The sequence below is a fragment of the Lentibacillus sp. CBA3610 genome (assembly GCF_013373365.1).
Classification (GTDB): Bacteria; Bacillota; Bacilli; order Bacillales; family Amphibacillaceae; genus Lentibacillus.
Window position 1 is genome coordinate 817,410 of the sequence record NZ_CP035925.1, and the last position, 22,972, is coordinate 840,381.

At 41.0% G+C, this 22,972-nt stretch carries 24 protein-coding genes and 1 pseudogene; 17 read left to right on the forward strand and 8 right to left on the reverse strand.

Translation table 11 applies throughout. The features are described 5' to 3' along the window. Positions 1-147: 147 nt before the first annotated feature. Both Len3610_RS04140 and Len3610_RS21665 read left to right on the forward strand, forming a co-directional pair. Complete coding sequence (locus tag Len3610_RS04140) at positions 148-1,104, forward strand: NAD(P)H-dependent flavin oxidoreductase (protein WP_176446841.1); 957 nt, start codon at positions 148-150, stop codon at positions 1,102-1,104. 17 nt (positions 1,105-1,121) lie between these two features. After that, positions 1,122-1,387: pseudogene (locus Len3610_RS21665) on the forward strand (UPF0223 family protein). 505 nt (positions 1,388-1,892) lie between these two features. Here Len3610_RS21665 and Len3610_RS04155 read toward each other — a convergent pair. Beyond that, positions 1,893-2,510 (reverse strand): YktB family protein, encoded by a 618-nt coding sequence (locus Len3610_RS04155; RefSeq protein WP_176446843.1) that lies wholly within the window; start codon positions 2,508-2,510, stop codon positions 1,893-1,895. A 390-nt stretch (positions 2,511-2,900) separates the two neighbouring features. On the opposite strand from Len3610_RS04155, the gene Len3610_RS04160 reads away from it, so the two are divergent. Both Len3610_RS04160 and Len3610_RS04165 read left to right on the forward strand, forming a co-directional pair. Beyond that, entirely contained in the window at positions 2,901-3,095 is a 195-nt protein-coding gene (locus Len3610_RS04160; RefSeq protein ID WP_176446844.1) for a hypothetical protein, read from the forward strand. Positions 3,096-3,295: 200 nt separating this feature from the next. After that, complete coding sequence (locus Len3610_RS04165; protein ID WP_176446845.1) at positions 3,296-4,105, forward strand: inositol monophosphatase family protein; 810 nt, start codon at positions 3,296-3,298, stop codon at positions 4,103-4,105. A gap of 13 nt (positions 4,106-4,118) precedes the next feature. On the opposite strand, the gene Len3610_RS04170 is transcribed toward Len3610_RS04165, so the two are convergent. Then, positions 4,119-4,289, reverse strand: a complete 171-nt coding sequence (locus Len3610_RS04170) for a DUF5325 family protein (RefSeq protein ID WP_176446846.1) — start codon at positions 4,287-4,289, stop codon at positions 4,119-4,121. Between the two features lie 154 nt (positions 4,290-4,443). Between Len3610_RS04170 and Len3610_RS04175 the strand changes: the two genes are divergently transcribed. After that, complete coding sequence (locus tag Len3610_RS04175) at positions 4,444-4,749, forward strand: YlaH-like family protein (protein WP_176446847.1); 306 nt, start codon at positions 4,444-4,446, stop codon at positions 4,747-4,749. Positions 4,750-4,984: 235 nt separating this feature from the next. Here the strand turns inward: Len3610_RS04175 and Len3610_RS04180 are convergent, their stop codons facing one another. Beyond that, complete coding sequence (locus tag Len3610_RS04180; protein WP_176446848.1) at positions 4,985-5,188, reverse strand: YlaI family protein; 204 nt, start codon at positions 5,186-5,188, stop codon at positions 4,985-4,987. 135 nt (positions 5,189-5,323) lie between these two features. Between Len3610_RS04180 and Len3610_RS04185 the strand changes: the two genes are divergently transcribed. Further along, the gene (locus tag Len3610_RS04185; protein ID WP_176446849.1) at positions 5,324-5,632 is read left to right on the forward strand and encodes a hypothetical protein; all 309 of its coding nucleotides are present in this window, start codon (positions 5,324-5,326) and stop codon (positions 5,630-5,632) included. Between the two features lie 96 nt (positions 5,633-5,728). Here the strand turns inward: Len3610_RS04185 and Len3610_RS04190 are convergent, their stop codons facing one another. Together Len3610_RS04190 and Len3610_RS04195 are read right to left on the reverse strand one after the other, a co-directional pair. Next, entirely contained in the window at positions 5,729-6,331 is a 603-nt protein-coding gene (locus tag Len3610_RS04190) for a YhcN/YlaJ family sporulation lipoprotein (protein WP_176446850.1), read from the reverse strand. A 116-nt stretch (positions 6,332-6,447) separates the two neighbouring features. Further along, positions 6,448-6,936, reverse strand: a complete 489-nt coding sequence (locus Len3610_RS04195; RefSeq protein WP_176446851.1) for a hypothetical protein — start codon at positions 6,934-6,936, stop codon at positions 6,448-6,450. Between the two features lie 187 nt (positions 6,937-7,123). Here Len3610_RS04195 and Len3610_RS04200 point away from each other — a divergent pair, with 187 nt between their 5' ends. The 3 genes from Len3610_RS04200 (at position 7,124) to pyc (ending at position 12,202) form a co-directional block, all read left to right on the forward strand. Continuing rightward, a complete protein-coding gene (locus Len3610_RS04200) occupies positions 7,124-7,405 on the forward strand; it encodes an Fpa/YlaN family protein (protein WP_176449545.1) in 282 nt (93 codons plus the stop codon). A gap of 181 nt (positions 7,406-7,586) precedes the next feature. Continuing rightward, positions 7,587-8,792, forward strand: coding sequence for a putative lipid II flippase FtsW (gene ftsW, locus Len3610_RS04205; protein ID WP_176446852.1), 1,206 nt, complete (start codon positions 7,587-7,589; stop codon positions 8,790-8,792). After that, positions 8,759-12,202 (forward strand): pyruvate carboxylase, encoded by a 3,444-nt coding sequence (gene pyc / locus Len3610_RS04210; RefSeq protein ID WP_176446853.1) that lies wholly within the window; start codon positions 8,759-8,761, stop codon positions 12,200-12,202. Before ftsW ends, pyc begins: the two co-directional genes overlap by 34 nt. 250 nt (positions 12,203-12,452) lie before the next feature. Here the strand turns inward: pyc and Len3610_RS04215 are convergent, their stop codons facing one another. Continuing rightward, positions 12,453-13,370 (reverse strand): COX15/CtaA family protein, encoded by a 918-nt coding sequence (locus Len3610_RS04215; RefSeq protein WP_176446854.1) that lies wholly within the window; start codon positions 13,368-13,370, stop codon positions 12,453-12,455. A 476-nt stretch (positions 13,371-13,846) separates the two neighbouring features. Here Len3610_RS04215 and cyoE point away from each other — a divergent pair, with 476 nt between their 5' ends. From cyoE to Len3610_RS04250, 7 genes are all read left to right on the forward strand, one after another. Continuing rightward, positions 13,847-14,788, forward strand: a complete 942-nt coding sequence (gene cyoE / locus Len3610_RS04220) for a heme o synthase (RefSeq protein ID WP_176446855.1) — start codon at positions 13,847-13,849, stop codon at positions 14,786-14,788. Positions 14,789-14,851: 63 nt separating this feature from the next. Continuing rightward, positions 14,852-15,907 carry a cytochrome c oxidase subunit II gene (gene coxB, locus Len3610_RS04225; RefSeq protein ID WP_176446856.1) on the forward strand — a complete coding sequence of 352 codons (1,056 nt, stop codon included), beginning with the start codon at positions 14,852-14,854 and terminating at the stop codon, positions 15,905-15,907. A gap of 34 nt (positions 15,908-15,941) precedes the next feature. Next, the gene (ctaD, locus tag Len3610_RS04230; RefSeq protein WP_176446857.1) at positions 15,942-17,795 is read left to right on the forward strand and encodes a cytochrome c oxidase subunit I; all 1,854 of its coding nucleotides are present in this window, start codon (positions 15,942-15,944) and stop codon (positions 17,793-17,795) included. A gap of 1 nt (position 17,796) precedes the next feature. Continuing rightward, positions 17,797-18,420 carry a cytochrome (ubi)quinol oxidase subunit III gene (locus tag Len3610_RS04235; protein ID WP_176446858.1) on the forward strand — a complete coding sequence of 208 codons (624 nt, stop codon included), beginning with the start codon at positions 17,797-17,799 and terminating at the stop codon, positions 18,418-18,420. Between the two features lie 3 nt (positions 18,421-18,423). Then, entirely contained in the window at positions 18,424-18,747 is a 324-nt protein-coding gene (gene ctaF / locus Len3610_RS04240) for a cytochrome c oxidase subunit IVB (RefSeq protein ID WP_176446859.1), read from the forward strand. Between the two features lie 182 nt (positions 18,748-18,929). Further along, positions 18,930-19,841, forward strand: a complete 912-nt coding sequence (ctaG, locus tag Len3610_RS04245) for a cytochrome c oxidase assembly factor CtaG (RefSeq protein WP_176446860.1) — start codon at positions 18,930-18,932, stop codon at positions 19,839-19,841. A 129-nt stretch (positions 19,842-19,970) separates the two neighbouring features. Beyond that, positions 19,971-20,426 carry a DUF420 domain-containing protein gene (locus Len3610_RS04250; protein ID WP_176446861.1) on the forward strand — a complete coding sequence of 152 codons (456 nt, stop codon included), beginning with the start codon at positions 19,971-19,973 and terminating at the stop codon, positions 20,424-20,426. 28 nt (positions 20,427-20,454) lie between these two features. Here Len3610_RS04250 and ytvI read toward each other — a convergent pair whose 3' ends face one another. Both ytvI and Len3610_RS04260 read right to left on the reverse strand, forming a co-directional pair. Next, positions 20,455-21,513 (reverse strand): sporulation integral membrane protein YtvI, encoded by a 1,059-nt coding sequence (gene ytvI / locus Len3610_RS04255; protein ID WP_176446862.1) that lies wholly within the window; start codon positions 21,511-21,513, stop codon positions 20,455-20,457. 393 nt (positions 21,514-21,906) lie between these two features. After that, on the reverse strand, positions 21,907-22,272 hold the full coding sequence (locus Len3610_RS04260) for a YugN family protein (RefSeq protein ID WP_176446863.1): 366 nt from the start codon (positions 22,270-22,272) through the stop codon (positions 21,907-21,909). Between the two features lie 147 nt (positions 22,273-22,419). Here Len3610_RS04260 and Len3610_RS04265 point away from each other — a divergent pair, with 147 nt between their 5' ends. Next, positions 22,420-22,848, forward strand: coding sequence for a CBS domain-containing protein (locus tag Len3610_RS04265; RefSeq protein WP_176446864.1), 429 nt, complete (start codon positions 22,420-22,422; stop codon positions 22,846-22,848). The last annotated feature ends 124 nt before the right edge of the window (positions 22,849-22,972 follow it).

A 22,972-nucleotide genomic window follows, 5' to 3' on the forward strand; every position in this document is an offset into this window, starting at 1 on the left:
GAACTTGTCAAACATGCGAACAAAAATGAAGTCGTTTTCAATTTCACGCTGCAGGTATTCTTGCAGCTTTTTTTAAATCATTAATCAGTTGTATTAGCCATGACCAATTATTATTGATAGGATAAAGGAAATAGGGGAGGGGTTTCAGTGAAATGGGAGACAGAGATAACTAAACTGCTACATATTAAATATCCGATTGTTCAGGGCGGGCTTGCTTATCTGGCTTATGCCGATCTGGCTGCTGCTGTTTCAAATGCCGGGGGATTAGGACAAATTACAGCTATGAGCCTGGATGGGCCGGAAGCATTGCGTTCAGAAATCCAAAAAGTGAAAACGATGACCGACCAACCATTTGGTGTCAACTACGCCATCGGGCAGCATGGCAGACGTTACGACCACATGGTCCAGGTGGCCATCGATGAAGAAGTACCTGTTATATCGGTCACTGGCGGAAATCCAAAAGGTGTTCTTGATATGGTCAAGGATTATCCGATTAAAAAACTGGTTCTTACAGCAGCACGGAGACAGGCTGAAAAAGCTGAAGAACTCGGGGCAGATGCTGTTATGGTTGTCGGGCAGGAAGGTGGCGGTCACCTTGGCCGCGGTGATGTCGGCACATTCGTACTGACGCCGCAGGTTGCTGATTCGGTATCCATCCCGTTGATTGCCTCAGGCGGTATCGTGGATGGCCGCGGTATGATGGCGGCGCTTGCACTTGGGGCTGATGGCATCGAAATGGGCACACGGTTTATTGCCACCAAAGAATGTGTTGACGCGCATGAGAAATACAAGCAAGCTTTAGTGGATGCAGATGAGAATTCAACTGTCGTGATCAAGCGCTCTCTTGGGACACCGGCCAGAGCATTAAAAAACCCCTGGACAGATGAAATATTGAAACTTGAAGAGCAATATGGCGATTATGAATCACTGAAAACACATATCAGCGGTGAAGCTAACCAAGCCTATATCCACACCGGCAGTGAAGATAAAGGGTTCGGCTGGGCGGGACAAGGCACTGCAGGAATCAAGGATATTCCGACAGTGGATGAACTCATTCATAACATCATTGAAGAGGCAGCATCCATCCGAAATAATTGGCTATAACTGAGTGAATGACAACGATGAATACCAATTATCCATTGGACGATTCCTGGTCGACACAAGAAGTGATCGACGTTGTAATTTCTTTTCCTGTGTTGAAAAAGCTTTATGAAAATAAAGTCAGCAGGATGAACTGCTGGCTGCATACCGGAAGTCAAGCAGTAGTACCGTAAAAGTGAAAGAAAAGAGCTATTTCAGGGATTTTGAAAAGGCTTCAGGGTATGCCTGCTATCCTGTTGTTAAAAAAGCAAGAAGCAGTGAACAGACGACAATTAATATGAAATAAGAAAAGACCTTTCGTCGCGGAAGGTCTTTTCTTACGGCTCTTTTCGTATACTTTGCGGGTTTTTAACCTCACAGTTGATATAAAATGCGAAACACTGAAATATTTGAGTGTAATGACACCGCTCCGGAAATACACTCCGCTGGTGTTGACTTTCTGTATATTGAATCTTCTCCACTAGGACAGAACACGACACGAAGCTGCGGAAAAATGCGAGACTCCTGCGGGAAAGGAACAGTCTGAAGACCCCGCAGCGAGCGTTCAAGGAACAAAGGCTAAATTCCGCCACGTCCAATAGCCAACGCCTCCGCGACCAACATCGTGTTGGCCCGCGAGCGAGGAGGCTGAGGCGTTCCCCGCGGAAAGGGAGTATTTTTCCGCAGCGACGGACGAGCACTCAGGTCCCGATAGAATTGGAGAAACACATTCCAAAAGTTGTTTCGCAGTTTATGGATTTTGTGACAAGATCAGCAATCTTTTAGAAAACAGCCAGCCTTTCTGCATCCAATTATCCCATTGATATTTTATACAAGGGTGCGAGTGTTTCGAATGTGTTTTTAGCTTCGTTTAAAAATGCTTGTCCATCCTGTAAAATGGGATCGTCCGGTTTAAAGTTGCGCCCGATTAGAAATTCGGCTTTTTTCACATTCTGAAGTCTTGTCAGGGTGTTTTCTAAATTGGCTTTACTCGTCTCCACTGCATCCTTTTTGGTATGATCGTGTGAAATGACATAGTGATCAGGAATAGATTCCCGGATATCGTCTATGTTGGCCAGAAATGATTTGGCTATCTCCTGTTTATCCGGCATTTCGTAAATGTAGGCAAGCCACATAAATAAATGATCATCCCATAGCCCAATCTGGAAGTGCGGATGTTTTTTATAACCGCGTTTATTATGACAAAATGCCATCCATGTATCGTTCGGCGGGTTTTTTGTTCGTCTTGCGTGCTGCGCAATATGCACGTACATATCTTGTCCGGTAATATTGGATATGTCTTCTGCAAGTTCTTCACCAATTGCCTTGAACTTCGGCTGGATATTTTCCCGTAAGGCCGCCATGCGTTCATCCAGGCCATCGATGGAGAACACTTCAAAATCTTTTTTCGAAAATCCTGTGAATGTCATCAAACCATCCTTTCAATCGTTCTCTAACCGATTACAGTCATTATTATTGTTCAAAAACACAGTTTGGTCAAGTTATATCTTCCGAATATGTTTAAAATTCACAATAAGGGAATTCAATAACAAAATTGAATCTGCGGTAAAGATCCGATTCTGTTCAACTAACAATCATCGGATAAAATCGTTCCGATGATTGAAGTTTCACTTTATCCCGCATGTAAAGGACAGTAAACCCGCCCAAAAACGGCGGCTAACTGTCCGATTCTGTTCAACTAACAATCATCGGATAAAACCGTTCCGATGATTGAAGTTTCACTTTATGAATTCTATGAACAATGGACAATTAAGAAGCATATAAATATTAAAAGCTACCCGAAAGGTTGTGGAGATGACATGAAATACGTCATAGAAGATCTGAGAAAAGAAATAGATCGCAAAAAGTTGCCTGTTATTCGTATTGAAATTGATTATGAACTCATGACGTTATATGATGCTATGCAAGCAAATGATAACGTTCAGATCATTAAATCCAAAGAAAAACTGAAAAAATTACGACGTCAGTTATTGGAACTTTCCAGGAAAGAATAAGGTGTTTTCAAAAGGCATGCCTTTTTCATATGAGTATATGCCGGCCAAATGTGCCATCCTCATCAAATTACATATGAAGACGACTCATTTTGCTTGTTTAGGTTTTTACTGCCGGAATTTGCAAAATCAGGGGTATGAATGTGCTTATTGCCTTCCAATTTGGTATGATGGTATCAGACTGACAAACTGGAGGGATACAGATGAACTTGACATTTCGTGACGAACTTTTTCAGCAGGCAAAAGATTGGGTCCTCGAAGCCGGCGAAACAATCAGAAATAAAATTTATGACCCTCTGACCATCAGCACAAAAGCAGACCGGAATGATCTTGTAACGACAATGGACAGAAATACAGAATATTTTTTTATGGCAAATATCAGGAAAACCTACCCGGATCATTTCATTCTCAGTGAAGAAGGGTATGGTGATGCATTGGAAGCACTTGATGGAACTGTCTGGATAATTGATCCTATTGACGGGACGATGAATTTTGTTCATCAGAAAAGGAATTTTGCCATATCTGTGGGGATTTATCATGATGGGATTGGCGAAATCGGCTTTATATATGATGTTATGGCTGATGTATTATATAGTGCAAAGCGGGACGAAGGAGCCTATAAAAATCACACAGTGTTACCGCAACTTTCCATGCAAAAAAATATTTATGAATCAATTTTAGGGTTAAATCATTTTTGGCTTTGTGACAATCGTTTGGTGGATGAAAAAGTGATACAAGACCTGGTTAAGACTGTCAGGGGGTCAAGAACATATGGGTCAGCAGCGTTGGAGTTTGCGAGCGTTGCAGAAGGTATAATGGATGGCTATATGACAATGGATCTTGCGCCATGGGATATCGCAGCAGGAATTGTTATTGTTAATGAAACTGGCGGCAGGACAACGAATGCTTTCGGTGAGCCGATTAATCTTCTGCAAAAGAATTCTGTTTTGACCTGTAACCCGGCTGTTCAGGAGAAAATAATCAACGACTATATGGAAAAAGGAAGAAAGTGACAACTGAGTGATGTCACTTTCTTTTGCGTTTCCGGGACAAGCCGAATCCCATAAAAGCGAATCCGAGTATGATAAATAATAAGACCAGCCAAATGTTCCGAAACGCAATTGCGATTCCGACTAAGACAAACATTAAAATAACTAATGTTGCCAACAGCAGCATGGGAACGTCAATTTTTTTCATAAATAGCACCTCAATTTCCATGACCCAGTATATACTAAATGGATTTTATGTTCAAAAGTTGTCGATTTTTAACTGGCGTGGTGACTAAAGATTTAGTATGATGTATAAAGAAATGAAATAAAGCTTTTTCGAATGTGATATACGGGGGATAGTGATGGAGACAAGTTTTAGTTTGATATATGAGTTAATCTTAAATTATCAGGACAGTATTAACGTTTTTTGGACATTTTACATTATCAATCTGGTTCTGGCAGCTATTGCGTATAAACTTGGATTCGCTAAGCAGCTGCCGACTTTAAAATCAGTTCTTGTTTATATCATGCTGACAGTTGGTATGCTTGTTTTGAATTTATTCAGTATTGTCGGCTATCCGGTAACAGACAGTTTAATCGTGATTTGCGCTGTTCTGGGGTTATATCGTTTCAGACTTCACAGGGAGCGAAAATCAAAACATGCTTAAAAAAACTCCCTGATTCGGGAGTTTTTTAGATTAGGCTCTTTTCTTAAACTCTTCTGCTTGTTAACTTCGTAGTCGATATAAACTGCGACACTGAAAATTTTTTGAGTGCAATGATACCGCTCCGGATGTACGGGCTGCGGGGGAGAAAGCAACAAACGATGCCGAAATCAAAAAGCACTTACATCACAATTTATGGATTTAGTGGCAATGAACTACAATCTTTTAGAAAGCAGCTTTAAATTAAATCGCGTTTCTTTTCTTTCGGATCATACAACCGGAAGCTTCCAGTGGCATGTCTTTTTTTGGTATTATTATCAATACGTTCGTAACATTCCGGGCACAAATACATATGGATTCTGCGGTTTCGTAAGCGTTTGGCCTGCAGTGCGTTATCTTCTAGTTCATGTAATACATCACATAATACGCATTGTACTTTCATAATTTTTTCACCTCAAATAATAGGCTTCATTCAATAACTATAACATGACAGGGCGTTATATAAAAGCGAATGTTTCAATGTCAAAACACTTGGGAAAAGATAATTAATATGACATTAATCGGGAAGGGTGATTTGATGAAAAAACGTTATATTGCTTCAGCAGCTGGAGCAGTTGGAGCGGGAATCACCGGGTATATTCTAAGAAACGCTGAAAACCGGGATAAAATTAAATCAAAATTAAAAACGGCTGCCGAAAAAATCAGGAACGGTGAAAACGATCATGAACGTGATACAACATTTGAGGATGCAGGTGCACCAGACCAGGCCAAGCAAAAAGACATGGCTCAATTGGAAAATTCCAAAATGGTATCTGAGGGGTCCCAGTTTGGCGTGGATTACTATAATAAGGTGAAGGAAGACAAGAATGAAAAGTTGAATCGTTAATAAAATGGAAGGTGCTATCCCAACAAAATGGGGAGCACCTCATGTTTTAACGGTGAGAAATCAGGAAATACGATTGTGATCAAACTCCCGCTTTTGCTATTCTTCATTATGGTGATTGGATTGTTCTTCTTCCACATCATCCAATTGCTGTTCTTCGTCTTCCGGGATAGATTCTTTATTTTGATCGCCTTCTTTTGGCCGGTCCTCATTAATTGGGGCTTCCGGCATATATCTTCCAACGATTGCTGATAGTTCATCGACAATTCCAGTTACAGGATAACCTTGTGCCATTTTATCGCCCATTGAACGGATTCTTTCAACAACGTCCCCATCAGCTACAACGACCGCTGTTTTTCCATAGGGGTCCTTTTGCAGTGCTTCCAGAACAGAATATTTGATGGAGCCGACACGCGAACGGTCCAGATCCTTATCCACGTCGATACCGACAACAGCATATGGTCCCGCAACAACAGAGGTTGCATTTTCCACGTCAGGGACATCACTTGCAACATTTGATAAATGGGTGGCAATCTCGTTGTTTGTTAAACGTTGTTGTTCAACAGGATCCGAATCTTCAACCTGAATAAAACGGTCGTTATTCTCCGTTTCTTCCGGCAATGATTGTTCATCCTGATTTTGCTGACATCCAATTAAAAGTGTGAAACTCAAGAAAGACAGTATTCCTAAGCGTAGCAGCATTTATACTCCTCCTTTGTTATGAATACGGAAGGGACTGTCTTATTAGTTTGGTTTATCAAGGATAGATTATACGAAAAAAGACTGTCCACCATGAAAATGTGAACAGCTTTTTTAAATCACTTAATAATTATTTTTTGAATACCTTTTATCGGGTTTTCACGGTTGGATCCGTCCTTGTATAATAAATGAACCGGTCCGTCTTCTTTCAGTGGTTTTCCGTCCAGGGCAAATAATAAGTAACTTTCTTCAAGTGCTTTAAGTGAAATGGTTTCTTCACCATTTAACGTTTCAAGTGTGGCACTGTCAGCGTCTTCTTTAGCTTTACTATAGTTTAAAAATTCTGCTATTGGCATAACATAGGAATTTTCCAGGAATTTTTGCCCTTCCATCCGGGAGACACTTTTGTTAACAGGCGGATTTATCTTCTGTTGGTATACTGCCTGATCCCATCGCCTGGACGCTTTTACAAGTTCATCCTCGTCTTCTTGCTTATGTTCCCCACCGTTAAACGCTTCATCAAGTAATATTTTTCGGTCATCAAAAATCCATACAGTTGGATCTAATGTTATGCTATATGTGACATTTCCGGTTATTGGTACTATCATGGTTCGACACCTCACAAATTATGTATTCTCAGGTAAGGATAGCAGAAATGAAGCGAAACTTCCATCAGTGACAATGATAAAATTTCTTTTATTTAAAAAGGCCTATATGCTGAATTTCATTTGCATTTTCACAGTACAAACGATAATATTATTTATAAGGAAGTGTTTTAATGGAGGGATATTATTGATTCCAGAGGTGACAGAAACACATCGTGAAAAAGCTTATGCCCTTCTGAAGGCTGATGCAGCTAAAATACACAAGCTTATAGAAGTGCAGATAGAGAATCTGACAAAGCCGCAATGCCCTCTATATGAAGAGGTTTTGGACACGCAAATGTTTGGTCTTTCAAGAGAAATTGATTTTGCTGTACGGTTAAACTTAATCGATGAGAGTGAAGGTAAAGCGCTTCTCGAAAATTTGGAAAGGCAGCTCAATAGATTGCATGAGGCAGCACAAAATTCTGTGTGATGATTTATTTAGTGCAGTGAAAACTTTGCCTGATTGGACAGCGGCAAGGTTTTTTTATTTAAACGTTGCAGCCATTAACAAAGCAGATGATTGACATTATTTGAAATATTGGTTGAAAATATATGTTATACTTAAAAATATTCTGTTTCATCTGCTGTTACATATACTGGGGAGAAATAAGATGGTCAAAAAATTAAAAGATTATGATTTTACGCTAATGATAACGCCAGTCCTTTTAGCGGCTTTTGGAATTGTCATGATCTATAGTGCCAGTATGGTCTTAGCAGTAGTCGAAGGTAATGAAAGCACGCATTATTTGGTAAGGCAAATCCAATGGTTTTTAATGGCGATGACGGGGTTTGTTCTGACAAGTTTAACTCCGTACAGGCATTATCAAAAATTAATTAAACTGATTATTATATTTGTTGTTGTAATGCTGGGTGCGGTACTTATTTTTGGCAGTACCGTCAATAATGCCAGGTCATGGTTTGATTTTGGGCCGATCAGTCTTCAGCCGGCAGAGTTTGCTAAATTGGGATTGATTATTTACCTTGCTTCTGTGTATTCAAAAAAACAAGCTTATATTAATGAGTTTAATAGAGGTGTATTGCCTCCATTAATCTTAACAGCAGTCATTTTAGCTTTAATTGTGCAGCAGCCTGATATTGGAACAGCTGCGATTATATTTTTAATTGCCTGTTCTGTCATCTTTAGCTCTGGTATTCGCTTCAAGCATCTATTCATCCTCATATTTGTTGGACTGGCACTGGTTGCATTTGCAATCCCGAGTATGGTAACTGACGAACGTATCAGCAGATTTGCAGGTGCTTTCCAGCCATTTGAAGATCCGGATGATGATGGCTATCATTTGATTCAGTCATATTTAGCTATTGGTGGCGGCGGTCTGTCCGGAGAAGGACTGGGACAGAGTGTTCAAAAGCTTGGGTTTCTTCTGGAGCCGCATACTGACTTTATAATGGCCGTTGTTGCGGAAGAATTAGGGTTTGTTGGTGTGATTATTGTCGTCGGGATGTTATCCATTATTGTTATACGGGGACTGTTTATCGCCAGGAAGTGTTCCGATAGTTTTGGGTCATTACTGGCAATTGGCATATCATCAATGGTAGGTATTCAGGCATTCATTAATTTAGGGGCCATTACCGGTATCCTTCCCATTACAGGTGTTCCGCTTCCGTTTGTCAGTTACGGAGGGTCATCCCTTCTTGTTATGATGATTGCTATGGGGATTATGAATAACGTTGCGAAGTCAGTTAAGCAGCAAGAACAGGAACCCGTCCCAGTTAATAAAGAGGTATCTGAAAATAGAGAATTCCGTAATAGAGGAGGAAGAACATGGGAGAGAGAAAACAGATCAATAAGGTTCTAGTAGCAAATCGTGGAGAAATTGCTATACGTGTTTTTCGTGCATGTACTGAACTTAATATTCGTACAGTTGCCATCTATTCACAGGAGGATATCAGTTCCTATCATCGATATAAAGCTGATGAGGCCTACTTGATCGGTGAGGGAAAGAAGCCGATTGATGCATACCTGGATATTGAGGGGATTATTGAGCTTGCCAAAAATAAAGGCGTTGATGCCATTCATCCGGGTTACGGTTTTCTGTCTGAAAATATCGAATTCGCTAAACGCTGTGAAGAAGAGGGCATTGTTTTCATTGGGCCGACCAGTGAGCATTTAAACATGTTTGGTGACAAAGTGAAGGCGAGAACTCAGGCTGTTAATGCAGGATTGCCGGTTATCCCCGGAAGTGATGGCCCTGTTTCATCATTGGATGAGGTTAAAGCGTTTGGCAGACAGCACGGTTATCCAATTATCATTAAAGCTTCACTGGGAGGCGGCGGCCGAGGTATGCGGATTGTCCGAAATGAGCAGTCGCTTGATGAAGCGTTTGACCGGGCAAAATCCGAAGCGAGAGCAGCCTTTGGCAGTGATGAAGTATACGTGGAAAAATTAATTGAAAATCCGAAACATATTGAAGTTCAAATAATCGGCGACTCACACGGAAATACGGTTCATTTGTATGATCGTGATTGCTCGGTCCAGCGCCGGCATCAAAAAGTGGTTGAGGCCGCACCAAGTGTTTCACTGCCGGAGAATTTGAGAGATGATATCTGCCAGGCAGCAGTTGATCTTATGCAGAATGTGGATTATTTGAACGCCGGTACAGTTGAATTTTTAGTGACAGAAGATGCTTATTACTTTATAGAAGTTAATCCGCGTGTACAGGTTGAGCATACCATTACAGAAATGATAACAGGTGTCGATATTGTTCAGACACAGATTAAAATAGCTGCAGGGCAAAATATTCATGATTCTTCCATTGGGATCCCTGAGCAGGAGGACATGACAACACTGGGCTATGCTATTCAGTCACGTGTCACAACAGAAGATCCGCTGAATAACTTTATGCCGGATACCGGAAAAATCATGGCATACCGGACAGGCGGCGGCTTTGGTGTGCGTCTTGATGCCGGTGATGGATTTCAAGGAGCGGTTATTTCACCGCACTATGATTCATTATTGGTCAAGGTTTCGACATGGGCGCTGTCTTTTGAACAGGCTGCACAAAAAATGGTCAGAAATTTGAAAGAGTTCCGCATACGTGGTATTAAGACGAATATTCCATTTTTGGAAAATGTTATTTCACATGAACAGTTTTTAACGGGTGAATACAGTACAACGTTTATTGACCAGTCACCGGAATTATTTGTATTCCCGAAACGAAAAGACCGTGGCACAAAAATGCTGACGTATATCGGGCATACGACCGTGAATGGCTTTGAAGGCCTTCCTAAAAAAGAAAAGCCTTCTTTGATTTCACCACCGGTCCCTGAGGTTAATCAGCAGGAGAAAATACCTGATGGAACGAAACAGATTCTTGATGACCACGGACCGGAATATTTGGCAGCTTGGCTGAAAGAGCATAATAAAGTCATGCTTACAGATACAACATTCCGTGATGCGCATCAGTCGCTGCTCGCTACACGGATCAGAACTAAAGATTTGGTACAGATTGCCGAACCGACTGCCCGCTTGCTGCCACAGTTGTTCTCTGTGGAGATGTGGGGAGGTGCGACATTCGATGTTGCCTACCGCTTCCTCAAAGAAGATCCATGGCAGCGGTTATTAAAGATGCGTGAGAAAATGCCGAATGTATTATTGCAGATGCTCCTCCGTGCAAGTAATGCCGTCGGATATAAAAATTATCCGGACAACCTGATTAATGAATTTGTTGAAAAAAGTGCCACAGCAGGCATTGATGTCTTCCGTATTTTTGATAGTTTGAATTGGGTTGAGAGTATGAAACCGGCCATCCAGTCAGTAAGGGAAAATAACAAAATTGCAGAAGCATCCATGTGCTATACCGGCAATATTCTGGATGTAGGGCGATCAAAATACGATCTTGACTATTACAAAAATCTGGCAAAGGATCTGGAACAATCAGGTGCACATATCCTTGGTATCAAAGATATGGCAGGGCTCTTAAAACCGGAAGCAGCGTATCAGCTTATTTCCACGTTGAAGGAATCAGTTGATGTGCCGATTCATTTGCATACACATGATACGAGTGGCAATGGTATCCATATGTATTCACGAGCCATTGAAGCTGGGGTTGATGCGGTCGATGTTGCCAATGCACCAATGGCGGGCATGACGTCCCAGCCAAGTGCCCAATCACTTTACCATGCATTGGAAGGGACGAGCCGCCAGCCGGACTTGAACATTGATTCCTATGAACAATTATCCCATTACTGGGAAGGGATCCGGAACCATTATCAGGATTTCGAAAGCGGCCTGAAAGCACCGCATACTGAAATATACTTTCATGAAATGCCTGGTGGTCAGTACAGTAACTTACAGCAGCAGGCAAAAGCGGTTGGGCTTGAAGAACGCTGGAATGAAGTGAAAACCATGTTCAGACGGGTTAATGATATGTTTGGCGATATCGTTAAAGTAACACCTTCTTCAAAAATCGTTGGTGACATGGCGTTGTTCATGGTGCAAAATGATTTGAATGAAGATGATATATATGAACGAGGCGAATCGATTGATTTTCCTGAATCCGTTATTGAATTTGTACAAGGGTTGATTGGCCAGCCGTATCAAGGTTTTCCAAAAGAGCTGCAGCGGATTATCTTAAAAGGCAAAGAACCGATTGACGTACGACCGGGTAAATTGCTTGACCCGATTGACTTTACGCAAATGCGTGATTCCCTTTTCAAATCACTTGACCGGCAGATTACCGACTTTGATCTGATTTCTTACGCGCTCTACCCGAAAGTATTTATGGATTACCATAAATTCCATGAAACATATGGCGACATTTCGGTGCTGGATACGCTAACCTTTTTTTACGGTATGAAATTGGACGAAGAAATTGAAGTGGAAATTGAGGAAGGGAAGACATTATTTGTCAAATTGATGTCGATTTCCGAACCGCGTTCAGACGGTACACGTGTTATCTATTTTGAATTAAATGGTCAGGCAAGACAGGTTATTGTGAAAGACGAAGGTGTCAAGTCCAAGGTTGAAACGAGACCGAAAATTGACCAAAATAACGAAAAACAGATAGGTGCTACCATGCCGGGAACGGTTGTGAAAGTGGTTTGTGATAAAGGCGATGAAGTCCAGAAAGGTGACCACCTGCTAATAAATGAAGCCATGAAGATGGAAACAACTGTTCAAGCGCCATTTTCCGGTGTCATAAAAGACGTATATGTAAAGAGTGGGGACACCATTGCAGTCAATGACTTACTGATTGAATTTGAATAAACAAAAAAGGCTTTTTACGTAAACCGTGTTGTTTCATTTGATAAAGAATGCGACCATAGTGAAATATTTGTGTGCAACAATACCGCTCCGGAGATACGCTTCGCTTTCCGCGGGCGGCTGGTGAGCCCAGTGGCTAAAGAAACTTCCTAATATTGCTAGCTAATGACGTCATTTTACGTCGAAGTATATGGATTCTGTGCCGTTAACAACAATTAAAAAGTTAAAAAGAAAGGGTAACGGCTATTTGCCGTTACCCTTTCTCGTATTTTGCACTTCTTGATGACAGTAAAACAAAATAACTGAGCATTGCAAAGTAAATGGAGATGACGAGTGCGTGCATTAAGGCAATTCCGAGATCCAGCATTGTGAAAATGATCATTGCCCCGAAAAATACTTGCAATGTTATAAGTGAGGCGGTCGTAATCCACCCCCAAAACATGATGCGATTGCTCCGATACTGTCTTATCAGCTTAATAGCCAGGACAATTGTCCATATTAAGAGGACTGCGGCAGCCAATCTGTGTCCCATTTGAATCCATTGATCGACGCTGTAATTTGAGAATGATAATGGTGCATTGTTGTTGCAGAATGGCCAGCTGCCACATACCAAATTCGCTTCAACGTGCCGGACCAGTGCACCAGTATAAACGACAATCATCGTGTATACGGTGATGGCATATATTTCAACCCGGTGTTTCTTTTGGATGATCAACGACGGTGCATCAAATTTTGTATCAATCTCAAATATTAATAGCATCAGCAGAAATATTGTTGCAAAAGAGATAAGTGAAATCCCGAAATGTGTTGCCATCATAAAGTCGGACTGATTCCATATAACGGCGCCAGCTCCGATTAATGCTTGTAAAATCAGGAAAAATGATGACATGAATGCAAGAAATTTCACTTCCCGTATATGCCCCAGAAATATCCATGATAAAATAGATAATGCTAAAACAACAACCCCCATGATTCCCGAAACAAGGCGGTGACTCAGTTCAATGACCAGTTCAGGTGTTATCTCTGACGGAAAAAGCTGTCCTTCACAAAGCGGCCAGCTTGCACCACAGCCCATACCTGAATCAGTTTTTGTGACAAGTGCACCACCGATTAAAACAAATACCATCCCCAATGAAGCAACTACAGAGAGCCATTTTAACATTCTAATCATAAGATTGCCTCACTTTATGTCTATTTATATTGCCACGTTTATATCATAATACGCTGGTCCAAATGCTTCAACTAAAATTCATTTACTTTTATTTTAAATTTTACCCGTTTCCACTGTAGAAATGTAGAAAACTCTTGCATTCTTGGCCGTTGTTTGCTAGAAATATTGTAGGGGATATTGGCTTACATTCATACTTTCGTGCCCGCCCTCAAGGCAAACTACATATATTGGATGTGATCTGTCAAAGGCTCTTTTCAGCCTTTCATTTTATTTTAGGTGTGCATTTCACAAATTTGTCACATCTAAACGATTGTCAAAAACGCGTAACACAATGTAGTTAAATAGAATGTATGTGAATTCCATGATACAATCGGGTTAGTTTAGGGGATATTCCTGGGAACAGTTAGGTATGATAAGTCGTAGGCCTTCTGATTATTAAATGTCTTTTGTGGGGATGAAAAGGGGGGATAAAGGAAATGGATAAAGTAGAGACAACTTCTTCGCCAATTCTTGATAAATCCGCTGTGGCCAGGAAGAATGCTGCGACATTTTTAGCAGACTTTAAAGCTTTGATAAAAGTAGGGATTGTGAACGCAAATCTAATCACAACATTTGCCGGTTTTTGGCTGGCAATTCACTTCACTAACGCTTCTTTTATGGCTAATTGGGATGTTTTTCTGCTGACAATGGCTGGGAGTGCACTGGTGATTGCAGGTGGATGTATCATGAACAATTGGTATGATGCTGATATTGACCCTGTTATGTCGAGGACCAAAACACGACCGACCGTAACAGGCAGCATACCGCTTAATCGTGCTCTCGTGATGGGGATTTTGTCGACTGCGCTTGGTATTGCTTTTCTTCTGATGACAACCATCCAGGCAGCTTTAATTGCTCTATTTGGCTGGGTTGTTTATGTGTTTTTGTATACGATGTGGTCCAAACGCAGGTATACGCTCAACACCGCAGTCGGCAGTTTTTCAGGAGCAGTTCCGCCATTAATCGGGTGGGCCGCTGTCGATTCGGGTCTTCACATGATAGCTTATGTATTATTCCTTATTATGTTTATTTGGCAGACACCGCATTTCCTTGCGCTGGCCATGAAGAAAAAAAAGGAATATAAAGCTGCTTCCATACCAATGCTACCTGTAGTACACGGTTTTGCCATAACCAAACGTCAAATCGTTGTGTACATTACATGTTTATTGCCACTTCCGTTTTTAATGGCATCATTGGGTACAACGTTCATGATTATAGCGACATTACTCAATGTTGGATGGCTGGCACTGGGCATCAGCGGTTTTTTCACAAAGAATGATTTGAAATGGGCAAACAGGATATTTATCTACTCATTGAACTATTTAACGATTATGTTCTTAATGATGGTTCTTGTAACACTTGAATTCCCCTTCAGTTAAGGTGATTCATATGATTATAACAAATTTATAATGATCTATAAGCAGAAAGAGAGGTATGAATACATGAAAGGTTGGACGGGAAAACTCCGTGCTTTTGCTCTGTTAGGTTTTGTGGCACTGGTGCTTTCAGCTTGCGGCAAAGAGAACCTGACTGCTCTTGATCCAAAAGGCTATGGGGCAGATCAATCACTATACTTAATTATTCTGACTACCATTATTATGCTGTTTGTACTGGCCGTTGTTATGATTGTGTATACAATCGTACTGATCCGGTATCGTAAGAAGAAAGGCCAGGAAGACTATATACCAAAACAAGTTGAAGGCAACAGGACACTAGAAACTGTCTGGACGGTCATTCCGATTATTTTGCTCTTGATTATCGCAGTACCTACTGTTACTGCTACGTTTGATTTAGCTGATGAATCGGCGGCAAGCGACAGTCTGAACATCGATGTAACCGGCAACCAATACTGGTGGCATTTCAATTACGATGGACAGGAAGTTCAAACAAGTCAGGATCTCTATATTCCGGTTGGTGAAAGAGTTTATTTAAACATGATGTCCTCTGATGTTATTCATTCATTCTGGGTACCAACGATTGCAGGTAAAATGGATGTGAACCCGGAAAACGAAAACACAATGTATATCGAGGCACATGAAGAAGGCGTTTATTGGGGGAAATGTGCTGAATTTTGCGGTCCTTCCCACTCACTCATGGACTTTAAAGTTATAGCGGTAAGCCCTGAGGAGTTCGACCAATGGCTGAACGATATGCAGAATGCTGATCCGGAACCAGAGCCGGAAAATGCTGTAGCACAGGAAGGACAGTCACTTTTCGAGGAAAATAACTGTATGTCCTGTCATGCGATTGGTTCTTCATCTGCGTCAATCGGTCCAAATCTGACCAATTATGGGAACCGTTCCACACTCGCCGGTGTTGAAGACTTGAACAAGGAAAACCTTGTTGATTGGATTATGGATCCGGAAGCTTTGAAACCGGGGAATAAGATGACCGGTCAATATCCGGAAGTATCAGAGAATGAAGCAGGGAAGATTGCAGAATATCTATTGCAATTAGATGAAACAGACATTACACCTGAAAGTGCAGGTAATGAATAAAAGGGATGGAAGATTTTAAAGGGAGGTTAAAATTTTGAGTACAGTAGCTTCTCAAAAAAGGGGTTTCGGTGCTGTTCTGTGGGATTATTTAACGACTGTCGACCATAAGAAAATTGCTCATTTATACTTGTTCGGCGGCGGATTTTTCTTCCTGCTCGGCGGGCTCGAAGCCATGATTATCCGTATACAATTAGCTGTACCTGAAAATGACTTTGTCAGTGCAGGTTTCTATAATGAACTTTTGACAATGCATGGAACAACAATGATATTTCTTGCAGCCATGCCATTGCTTTTTGCCTTAATGAATGCAGTCGTCCCGCTGCAAATCGGGGCCAGGGATGTTGCTTTTCCTTTTCTGAATTCATTAGGATTTTGGTTGTTTTTATTCGGTGGTCTCATCCTGAACTTGAGCTGGTTTTTGGAAGGAGCCCCCGATGCAGGCTGGACTGCGTACGCACCACTGTCGGTAACGTCACCGGGTCATGGCGTTGACTTCTATGTTATCGGGCTGCAGATAGCCGGGGCAGGTACACTTATAGCGGGGATTAACTTTCTCGTAACGATCATCAACATGCGTGCTCCAGGTATGACATATATGCGCATGCCGCTGTTTACATGGACAACATTTGTAACAAGCGTATTGATCTTATTTGCTTTTCCGGCGTTGACAATAGGACTGTTCCTGCTAATGTTTGACCGCATGTTTGGTTCAGCCTTTTTCGATGTCGGGCTGGGTGGTAACTCCATTATCTGGCAGCACTTATTCTGGATATTTGGACACCCGGAAGTTTATATTTTGATCCTCCCGGCATTCGGGATATTCAGTGAGATATTTGCAACGTTTTCAAGAAAACGCCTGTTTGGTTACACAGCCATGGTGTTTGCCACCATACTGATTGCCTTTTTCGGATTTATGGTTTGGGCACACCACATGTTTACAGTCGGTTTAGGTCCTGTGGCCAACTCCATTTTTGCTATCGCTACGATGGCGATCGCAGTACCTACAGGTATAAAAATATTTAACTGGCTTGCAACGATGTGGGGTGGACGAATCACCATCAATACATCGATGCTTTGGGCATTAGGGTTTATCCCTTCGTTTACAATTGGTGGTATGACAGGTGTTATGGTTGCAGCGGTTGTAGCTGACTATCAGTATCATGATACCTATTTCGTTGTTGCCCACTTTCACTACGTTATTGTTGGTGGTGTGGTATTTGGAATTCTGGCAGGCTTACATTATTGGTGGCCGAAAATGTTCGGGCGTGTTCTGCATGAAGGCATGGGTAAGCTGACGTTCTGGACATTTTTCATCGGTTTCCACTTAACATTCTTTATCCAGCATTTCCTTGGTTTAATGGGAATGCCACGTCGTTACTGGGTATTTCTGGAAAATCAGGGTTTGGATACAGGTAATATGATTAGTACAATCGGTGCTTTCTTCATGGCATTTGGTGTCGTTGTTATGCTCATCAACGTTGTTTATACAGCGCTTAAAGGAGAGAAAGCAGCAGATGACCCATGGGATGGCCGTACACTGGAATGGACGATGGCTTCTCCACCTGCCGAATATAACTTTAAGCAGGCACCACTCGTTCGTGGTCTGGATCCATTATGGATAGAAAAAACGGAAGGTAAAGGTCAGTTGACACCTGCAGAACCACTGGGCGATATTCATATGCCGAATGCGTCATTTCTGCCGTTTTTGATGTCCCTTGGCTTATTCATCGCAGGTTTTGGTTTTATTTACCAGGTTGACTATGATTGGGCATACATTTTATTGTTTGCCGGAATGGCGATGACATTAGGCTGTATGTTAATTAGATCGTTAAAAGACGATCATGGTTATCATATACCAAAAGATGAACTTGAAAGGGAGGCTGACTAATATGAGTCATGATCATTCCTTGAATCCGGAAACGATGCCGAACGAACCGGAAAAGGCCACCGAGGAAGGCAAAAATAAATTTCTGGGTTTCTGGTTTTTCCTGGGCGGAGAAACAGTGCTTTTCGCTTGTTTGTTCGGGACATATATTGCATTAAGAAATTCGACGGCTGGCGGTCCGACAGCAAATGAGCTGTTCGGACTGGAACTGGTCTTCATGATGACGATTTTGCTTTTGACAAGTTCGTTAACAAGCGTTTATGCAATGTATCATATGAAAAATAATGATTTTAAAAAAATGCAATTGTGGTTGGGTATAACTGCAATTCTGGGTTTTACTTTTCTGGGATTAGAGATTTATGAGTTCACACACTATATTGTTGACTACGAATTTACATTCCGGTCATCTGCGTTTGGATCTGCTTTCTATACGTTAGTCGGTTTTCACGGCGGTCACGTTACGTTTGGTCTGGCATGGCTCATCGCCATCATGATCCGTAATGCGAAACGTGGATTGAATCTTTACAATGCTCCTAAGTTTTATACATGGAGTTTATACTGGCACTTTATTGATGTCATTTGGGTATTTATTTTCACAGTTGTATATCTGATGGGAAAGGTGGGTTAATCCATGGCAGAGAACACCAATTCCAATGAAACAAATACATTTCAGAAACAAAAGAATAAAGAAGAAATGCAAAAACAACTGATTACGTTTGCGTTAATGATCCTGTTTACGATTATAGCTTTTGCCATTGTCGCAACAGGTGCGATGGAAAGCATGTACGTTATTCCTGTACTGTTAATCCTTGCAATTACACAGGTAGGCTTCCAGTTATACTATTTCATGCACATGAAGGATAAAAATCATAATATGCCTGCTGTTATGATGTATGGTGGCCTATGGGCTGCACTTCTAACATTGGCAGGATTAGGAGTCATTACCTGGTGGTAATTACCTGAAAAAAGATCGGGATTTGTTCCCGGTCTTTTTTACACTTTAAGACTTTGATAACCTTTCATTTCCCTTCAAAAGCACTTGTTTTTAAATTGTCACATTATGACTGTGTGTCTTACCGAAAAATACGTTATAATATGATGTACTATATAATACATCCGTATATGGAGTGAGTTTGTATGTGGCTCGAACTGCAAATATTTGGTTTCCGCGCACTATGGAGTCCCTATTTTCTATTATTTGTCCTGGGACTTGCCTTATTATATTTCTTAATTACCGGTCCGCTTCGCCATAAATTTGGCGGTGAAGGTCAAGCGAAACCATCCTGGGCCCAGCAGTTCTTTTTCTATGGGGGCTTGCTGCTGTTATACGCTGTGAAGGGCGCCCCGGTTGATTTGTTATCCCATATAATGCTGACGGCTCATATGATTCAAATGGCCATTTACTATATTGTTTTTCCGATTTTCATTATAAAAGGTATCCCAACCTGGTTATGGGAGAAGATTGTCTATCGGCCGGTTGTTAAACCTGTTTTAAAATTTCTCTCAATACCTTTAATTTCATTATTGTTATTTAATGTACTATTTTCACTTTATCATCTGCCGGTTGTATTTGATTTCTCAAAAACATCACAATTAGCACACACCTCAATATCGCTGATCATTTTAGTGGCAGCATTTATTGTGTGGTGGCCAATCATGTCGCCATTAAAAGAATTTGATCGTATGTCACCTTTAGGGAAAATATTTTATATATTTGCTAATGGCGTCTTAATAACGCCTGCATGTGTCTTGATTATTTTTGCTGATACAACCGTTTATGCTGCTTATACACAGGATGGTGCATGGCTTCAGGCAATGGCATTGTGTGTTCCAACAGGCGTATTGCAAGGACTGACACCTGCTATTTCCGGTCCGGAGATGTTTTCACCTATGTCACCGCTGGAAGACCAGCAATTAGGCGGTATTTTTATGAAGATAATGCAGGAAATCACCTATGGAATTGTGTTGGCAAGAGTTTTCTTTAAGTGGTTTACAAGGGAATCCTTTAAGGTGGATCCATTGCCGGCAAATGCTGGTGAGCAAGGATAAAAGCAAAACAGGGACTTCTTGGATCCCTGTTTTAAAATAACGTGATTTATCATAATTATGGTTTAGATAACGTGTATCGATTAACCGATACAGACCAGTTTCTGAAGTAAAGAAAGGGATTGTTCACATATGCCGATTTTACCGACAATAAGTACGGTATTCATCGTAATAAGTGCCATCCTGGTTGCTGTCGGATGGCGCCTGATTGTTAAAGGAAAAGCAAAAGCCCATAAAAAAACAATGATCTCTGCTGCTATCAGTGCATTATTATTTTTTATCATTTATGTATCCAGGACAGTCTTCATTGGGAATACAAGTTTTGGCGGCCCGGAAGATATTGAAACATACTATACCATCTTTTTAATTTTCCATATTATCCTGGCAACAACAGGAGCCATATTCGGTGTTGTGACACTCACATTGGCATTAAAGCGGAAAATAACGATACACAGGAAAATTGGTCCGATCACAAGTGTTGTTTGGTTTTTCAGTGCAGCTACCGGCGTTATGGTCTATCTCCTGTTATATATCTTTTATGATCCCGGTGAAACGACGAGTATGATTAAAGCAATATTGGGCGGTTAAAGAAAAAGTGTGCGGATGCCCGCACACTTTAAATTTTTATATTTAATTTTATAATTCCCGCTTCTCTTGCCGAATTAAATGCAATCAAAACTAATGGTCCGAGGATAAAGCCGAGCAACCCAAGTAATTTAATGCCTAAAAACATGGCAATCAAGGTAGCAAGTGGTGAAAGACCGATATGCTGTCCCATTACCTTTGGCTCAACAGTTCTTCGGATCGCCAGCAGTATAATGGCAAGAACAGCCAACTGTATACCAAGCAGTATGTCGCCTGCAATGAATGCAAAAACTGCCCATGGCCCGAGCACTGCAATTGATCCGATAATCGGAATGAAATCAATTAACCAAATAATAATCGACATAATGATGGCGACATCCGGTGTAAACAGAAGTAATCCGATCAGTGAAACAACAAAAATGATGATACTGACAAGGAACTGCGCTTTGAAAAACCCTAAAATGACATCAGCGAGCCTTTTATTCATAAATGAAACTTTTTCCGCAGTCTTTTCTGTCATAAAATTGTAAAGCTTGGATCTGAGTAGTGGCAGTTCGAGCATAAATAAAAATAAGGCGATTAAATAGACGATAAAACTGATCAAATATTGAGGGATTCCGGCAACAAATTGTGCAATCCGCTCTATCGTAATGGTTTCTGTTAATGTTTCACTTATTGATGTGAGCTGTGATTCAATTGTATTGGTAACCTGATTATAAAATTCGTCAGGAATGTTTTCGGTATATTGATCAAGATTTGATTCCCATGTTTCATAAATATTATTTAATTCCGTAACATAGGCAGGAATGTCTTCAACAAAGTTAACGACCTGTGTTACTGCTTTTGTGACAACGAATGTTCCACTGATACCTAAAAAGATCATAAAAAGAAGAAAAACAACGATCACAGATGCCTTTCTATTTATTTTCATTCGTTTCTGAGTAAAGCGGACGAGCGGATTAAGGACCAAGGCTGTAACTAAAGCAATAACTAAAGGAATGGATATGGGTAATACAAAGAAAAATACGAGCAGAAGGAAAATGGTCAAAAAAATAAGTGTCCATTGGCGCTTAGTGATCGATCCAAACAAGATAAGTGGATGTCTCCTTTCCTTTATACGCACATAATCATTGAGCATGTATTTAATGAATAGAACTCGTGTCGAAATCAGATATCACGTCAGTGCTAGATAAACTTTTCATGAAAAAACCAGCCAACTGCTTACTTATCTGTTGAAGCAGTTGGCCTGGTAAGAAACAGTTGTTTTATCCCTTATCTAACTGGCAGTAAGCCCGCACTTCAAGACGTTGGGAAAACCGAAGAAGATAGGCGGGGAATCGAAATTGCCAGTAAATATCAGGCTTTGTTCGGGCCTGCACAAAGCAGGTTACAAAGGCGAAAGCACAAGACGCAGCGAACTTAGCCTTTGTTCCTGGTTATCAGGTGGGGGAGCAAGTACCACACCACTGATTGACGTTTCACTTTATTTTTTATACTGATCGATATCTTCCTTAACTTTTGTGACCAGATTAGCCGCACGATCCACGAGATTTTCCGGAAAATTCTCCTGTTCACCGTATTCTACACCATGTGGATAATAATGCTTGCCGAGAAGCGGTGTTTTTAGTTGAATTACTGCATCACCGCGGTCTACATCGCCTTCGATGGCATACCCCTGAATACGAATATAATATGTAATGTTCGTTTCTTTGGATCCGATTTTATAATCATATGTCACACGTTCATAATCCCATTGGCCTGCACGAATGAAAGCGTGATTTCCCATCAGGCGGTCCAATGGTTTTACGTCTACTATTGCTTCTTCAATTCCTGTGTTTTCCAGATACATTTTATCCACCTCGCAAAATTATCCTAACAACTTAATAATAATAAAAAAGTTTTTAACTTGCAATCGAAAAGGATGAAATTCACACGCAATATATTGTCTGATTTGGGAAAGATTAAAAATGACTATACTTTATAAGGAGGTAGTGATATGACAAATGTCCAGGATGTCATGAGTAAAGATATTGCTGTTTGTCGCAAGGAAGATACGCTGCACGAAGCTGCGTCTAAAATGAAAGAACGAAATGTCGGTGTAATTCCGGTTTGTTCAGAAAATAAAGAGTTGATGGGTGTTATTACTGACCGGGATTTGGTTTTAAGGGGCTATGCTGAGAAGAAAGCTGATACAACATCAGTACAGGAAGTGATGAGTGACCGGCTGTACCATGCATCTCCCGAGACATCAGTACAGGAAGCAGCTGACATGATGGCTCATGAGCAAATACGGCGTGTGCCAATTGTTGAAAATGGAAAACTTGTTGGTATCGTTTCTCTTGGTGACTTGTCACTTGAGGACAAATCAAACGAAGCAGCCGGAAGTGCGCTTGAGGACATTTCAGAGAGACCCGAGCTGCATTAATATAGTATAATGAAAGCAACCGTTACTTCGGTTGCTTTCATTATGCCTTTTTCCAGACGTTTGTTACTCTGCGTCCGAATCGCTTGAAAGAGAGAAATCTTTTCTACAAAACCAGGAATTTTTG

Coding starts and splice junctions, on each gene's coding strand:
- Len3610_RS04155 (WP_176446843.1), bottom strand. CDS start 2,510: ATGACATTCACAGGATTTTCGAAAAAAGATTTTGAAGTGTTCTCCATC.
- Len3610_RS04160 (WP_176446844.1), top strand. CDS start 2,901: ATGAAATACGTCATAGAAGATCTGAGAAAAGAAATAGATCGCAAAAAG.
- Len3610_RS04165 (WP_176446845.1), top strand. CDS start 3,296: ATGAACTTGACATTTCGTGACGAACTTTTTCAGCAGGCAAAAGATTGG.
- Len3610_RS04170 (WP_176446846.1), bottom strand. CDS start 4,289: ATGAAAAAAATTGACGTTCCCATGCTGCTGTTGGCAACATTAGTTATT.
- Len3610_RS04175 (WP_176446847.1), top strand. CDS start 4,444: ATGGAGACAAGTTTTAGTTTGATATATGAGTTAATCTTAAATTATCAG.
- Len3610_RS04180 (WP_176446848.1), bottom strand. CDS start 5,188: ATGAAAGTACAATGCGTATTATGTGATGTATTACATGAACTAGAAGAT.
- Len3610_RS04185 (WP_176446849.1), top strand. CDS start 5,324: ATGAAAAAACGTTATATTGCTTCAGCAGCTGGAGCAGTTGGAGCGGGA.
- Len3610_RS04190 (WP_176446850.1), bottom strand. CDS start 6,331: ATGCTGCTACGCTTAGGAATACTGTCTTTCTTGAGTTTCACACTTTTA.
- Len3610_RS04195 (WP_176446851.1), bottom strand. CDS start 6,936: ATGATAGTACCAATAACCGGAAATGTCACATATAGCATAACATTAGAT.
- ftsW (WP_176446852.1), top strand. CDS start 7,587: ATGGTCAAAAAATTAAAAGATTATGATTTTACGCTAATGATAACGCCA.
- pyc (WP_176446853.1), top strand. CDS start 8,759: ATGGGAGAGAGAAAACAGATCAATAAGGTTCTAGTAGCAAATCGTGGA.
- Len3610_RS04215 (WP_176446854.1), bottom strand. CDS start 13,370: ATGATTAGAATGTTAAAATGGCTCTCTGTAGTTGCTTCATTGGGGATG.
- cyoE (WP_176446855.1), top strand. CDS start 13,847: ATGGATAAAGTAGAGACAACTTCTTCGCCAATTCTTGATAAATCCGCT.
- coxB (WP_176446856.1), top strand. CDS start 14,852: ATGAAAGGTTGGACGGGAAAACTCCGTGCTTTTGCTCTGTTAGGTTTT.
- Len3610_RS04235 (WP_176446858.1), top strand. CDS start 17,797: ATGAGTCATGATCATTCCTTGAATCCGGAAACGATGCCGAACGAACCG.
- ctaF (WP_176446859.1), top strand. CDS start 18,424: ATGGCAGAGAACACCAATTCCAATGAAACAAATACATTTCAGAAACAA.
- ctaG (WP_176446860.1), top strand. CDS start 18,930: ATGTGGCTCGAACTGCAAATATTTGGTTTCCGCGCACTATGGAGTCCC.
- Len3610_RS04250 (WP_176446861.1), top strand. CDS start 19,971: ATGCCGATTTTACCGACAATAAGTACGGTATTCATCGTAATAAGTGCC.
- Len3610_RS04260 (WP_176446863.1), bottom strand. CDS start 22,272: ATGTATCTGGAAAACACAGGAATTGAAGAAGCAATAGTAGACGTAAAA.
- Len3610_RS04265 (WP_176446864.1), top strand. CDS start 22,420: ATGACAAATGTCCAGGATGTCATGAGTAAAGATATTGCTGTTTGTCGC.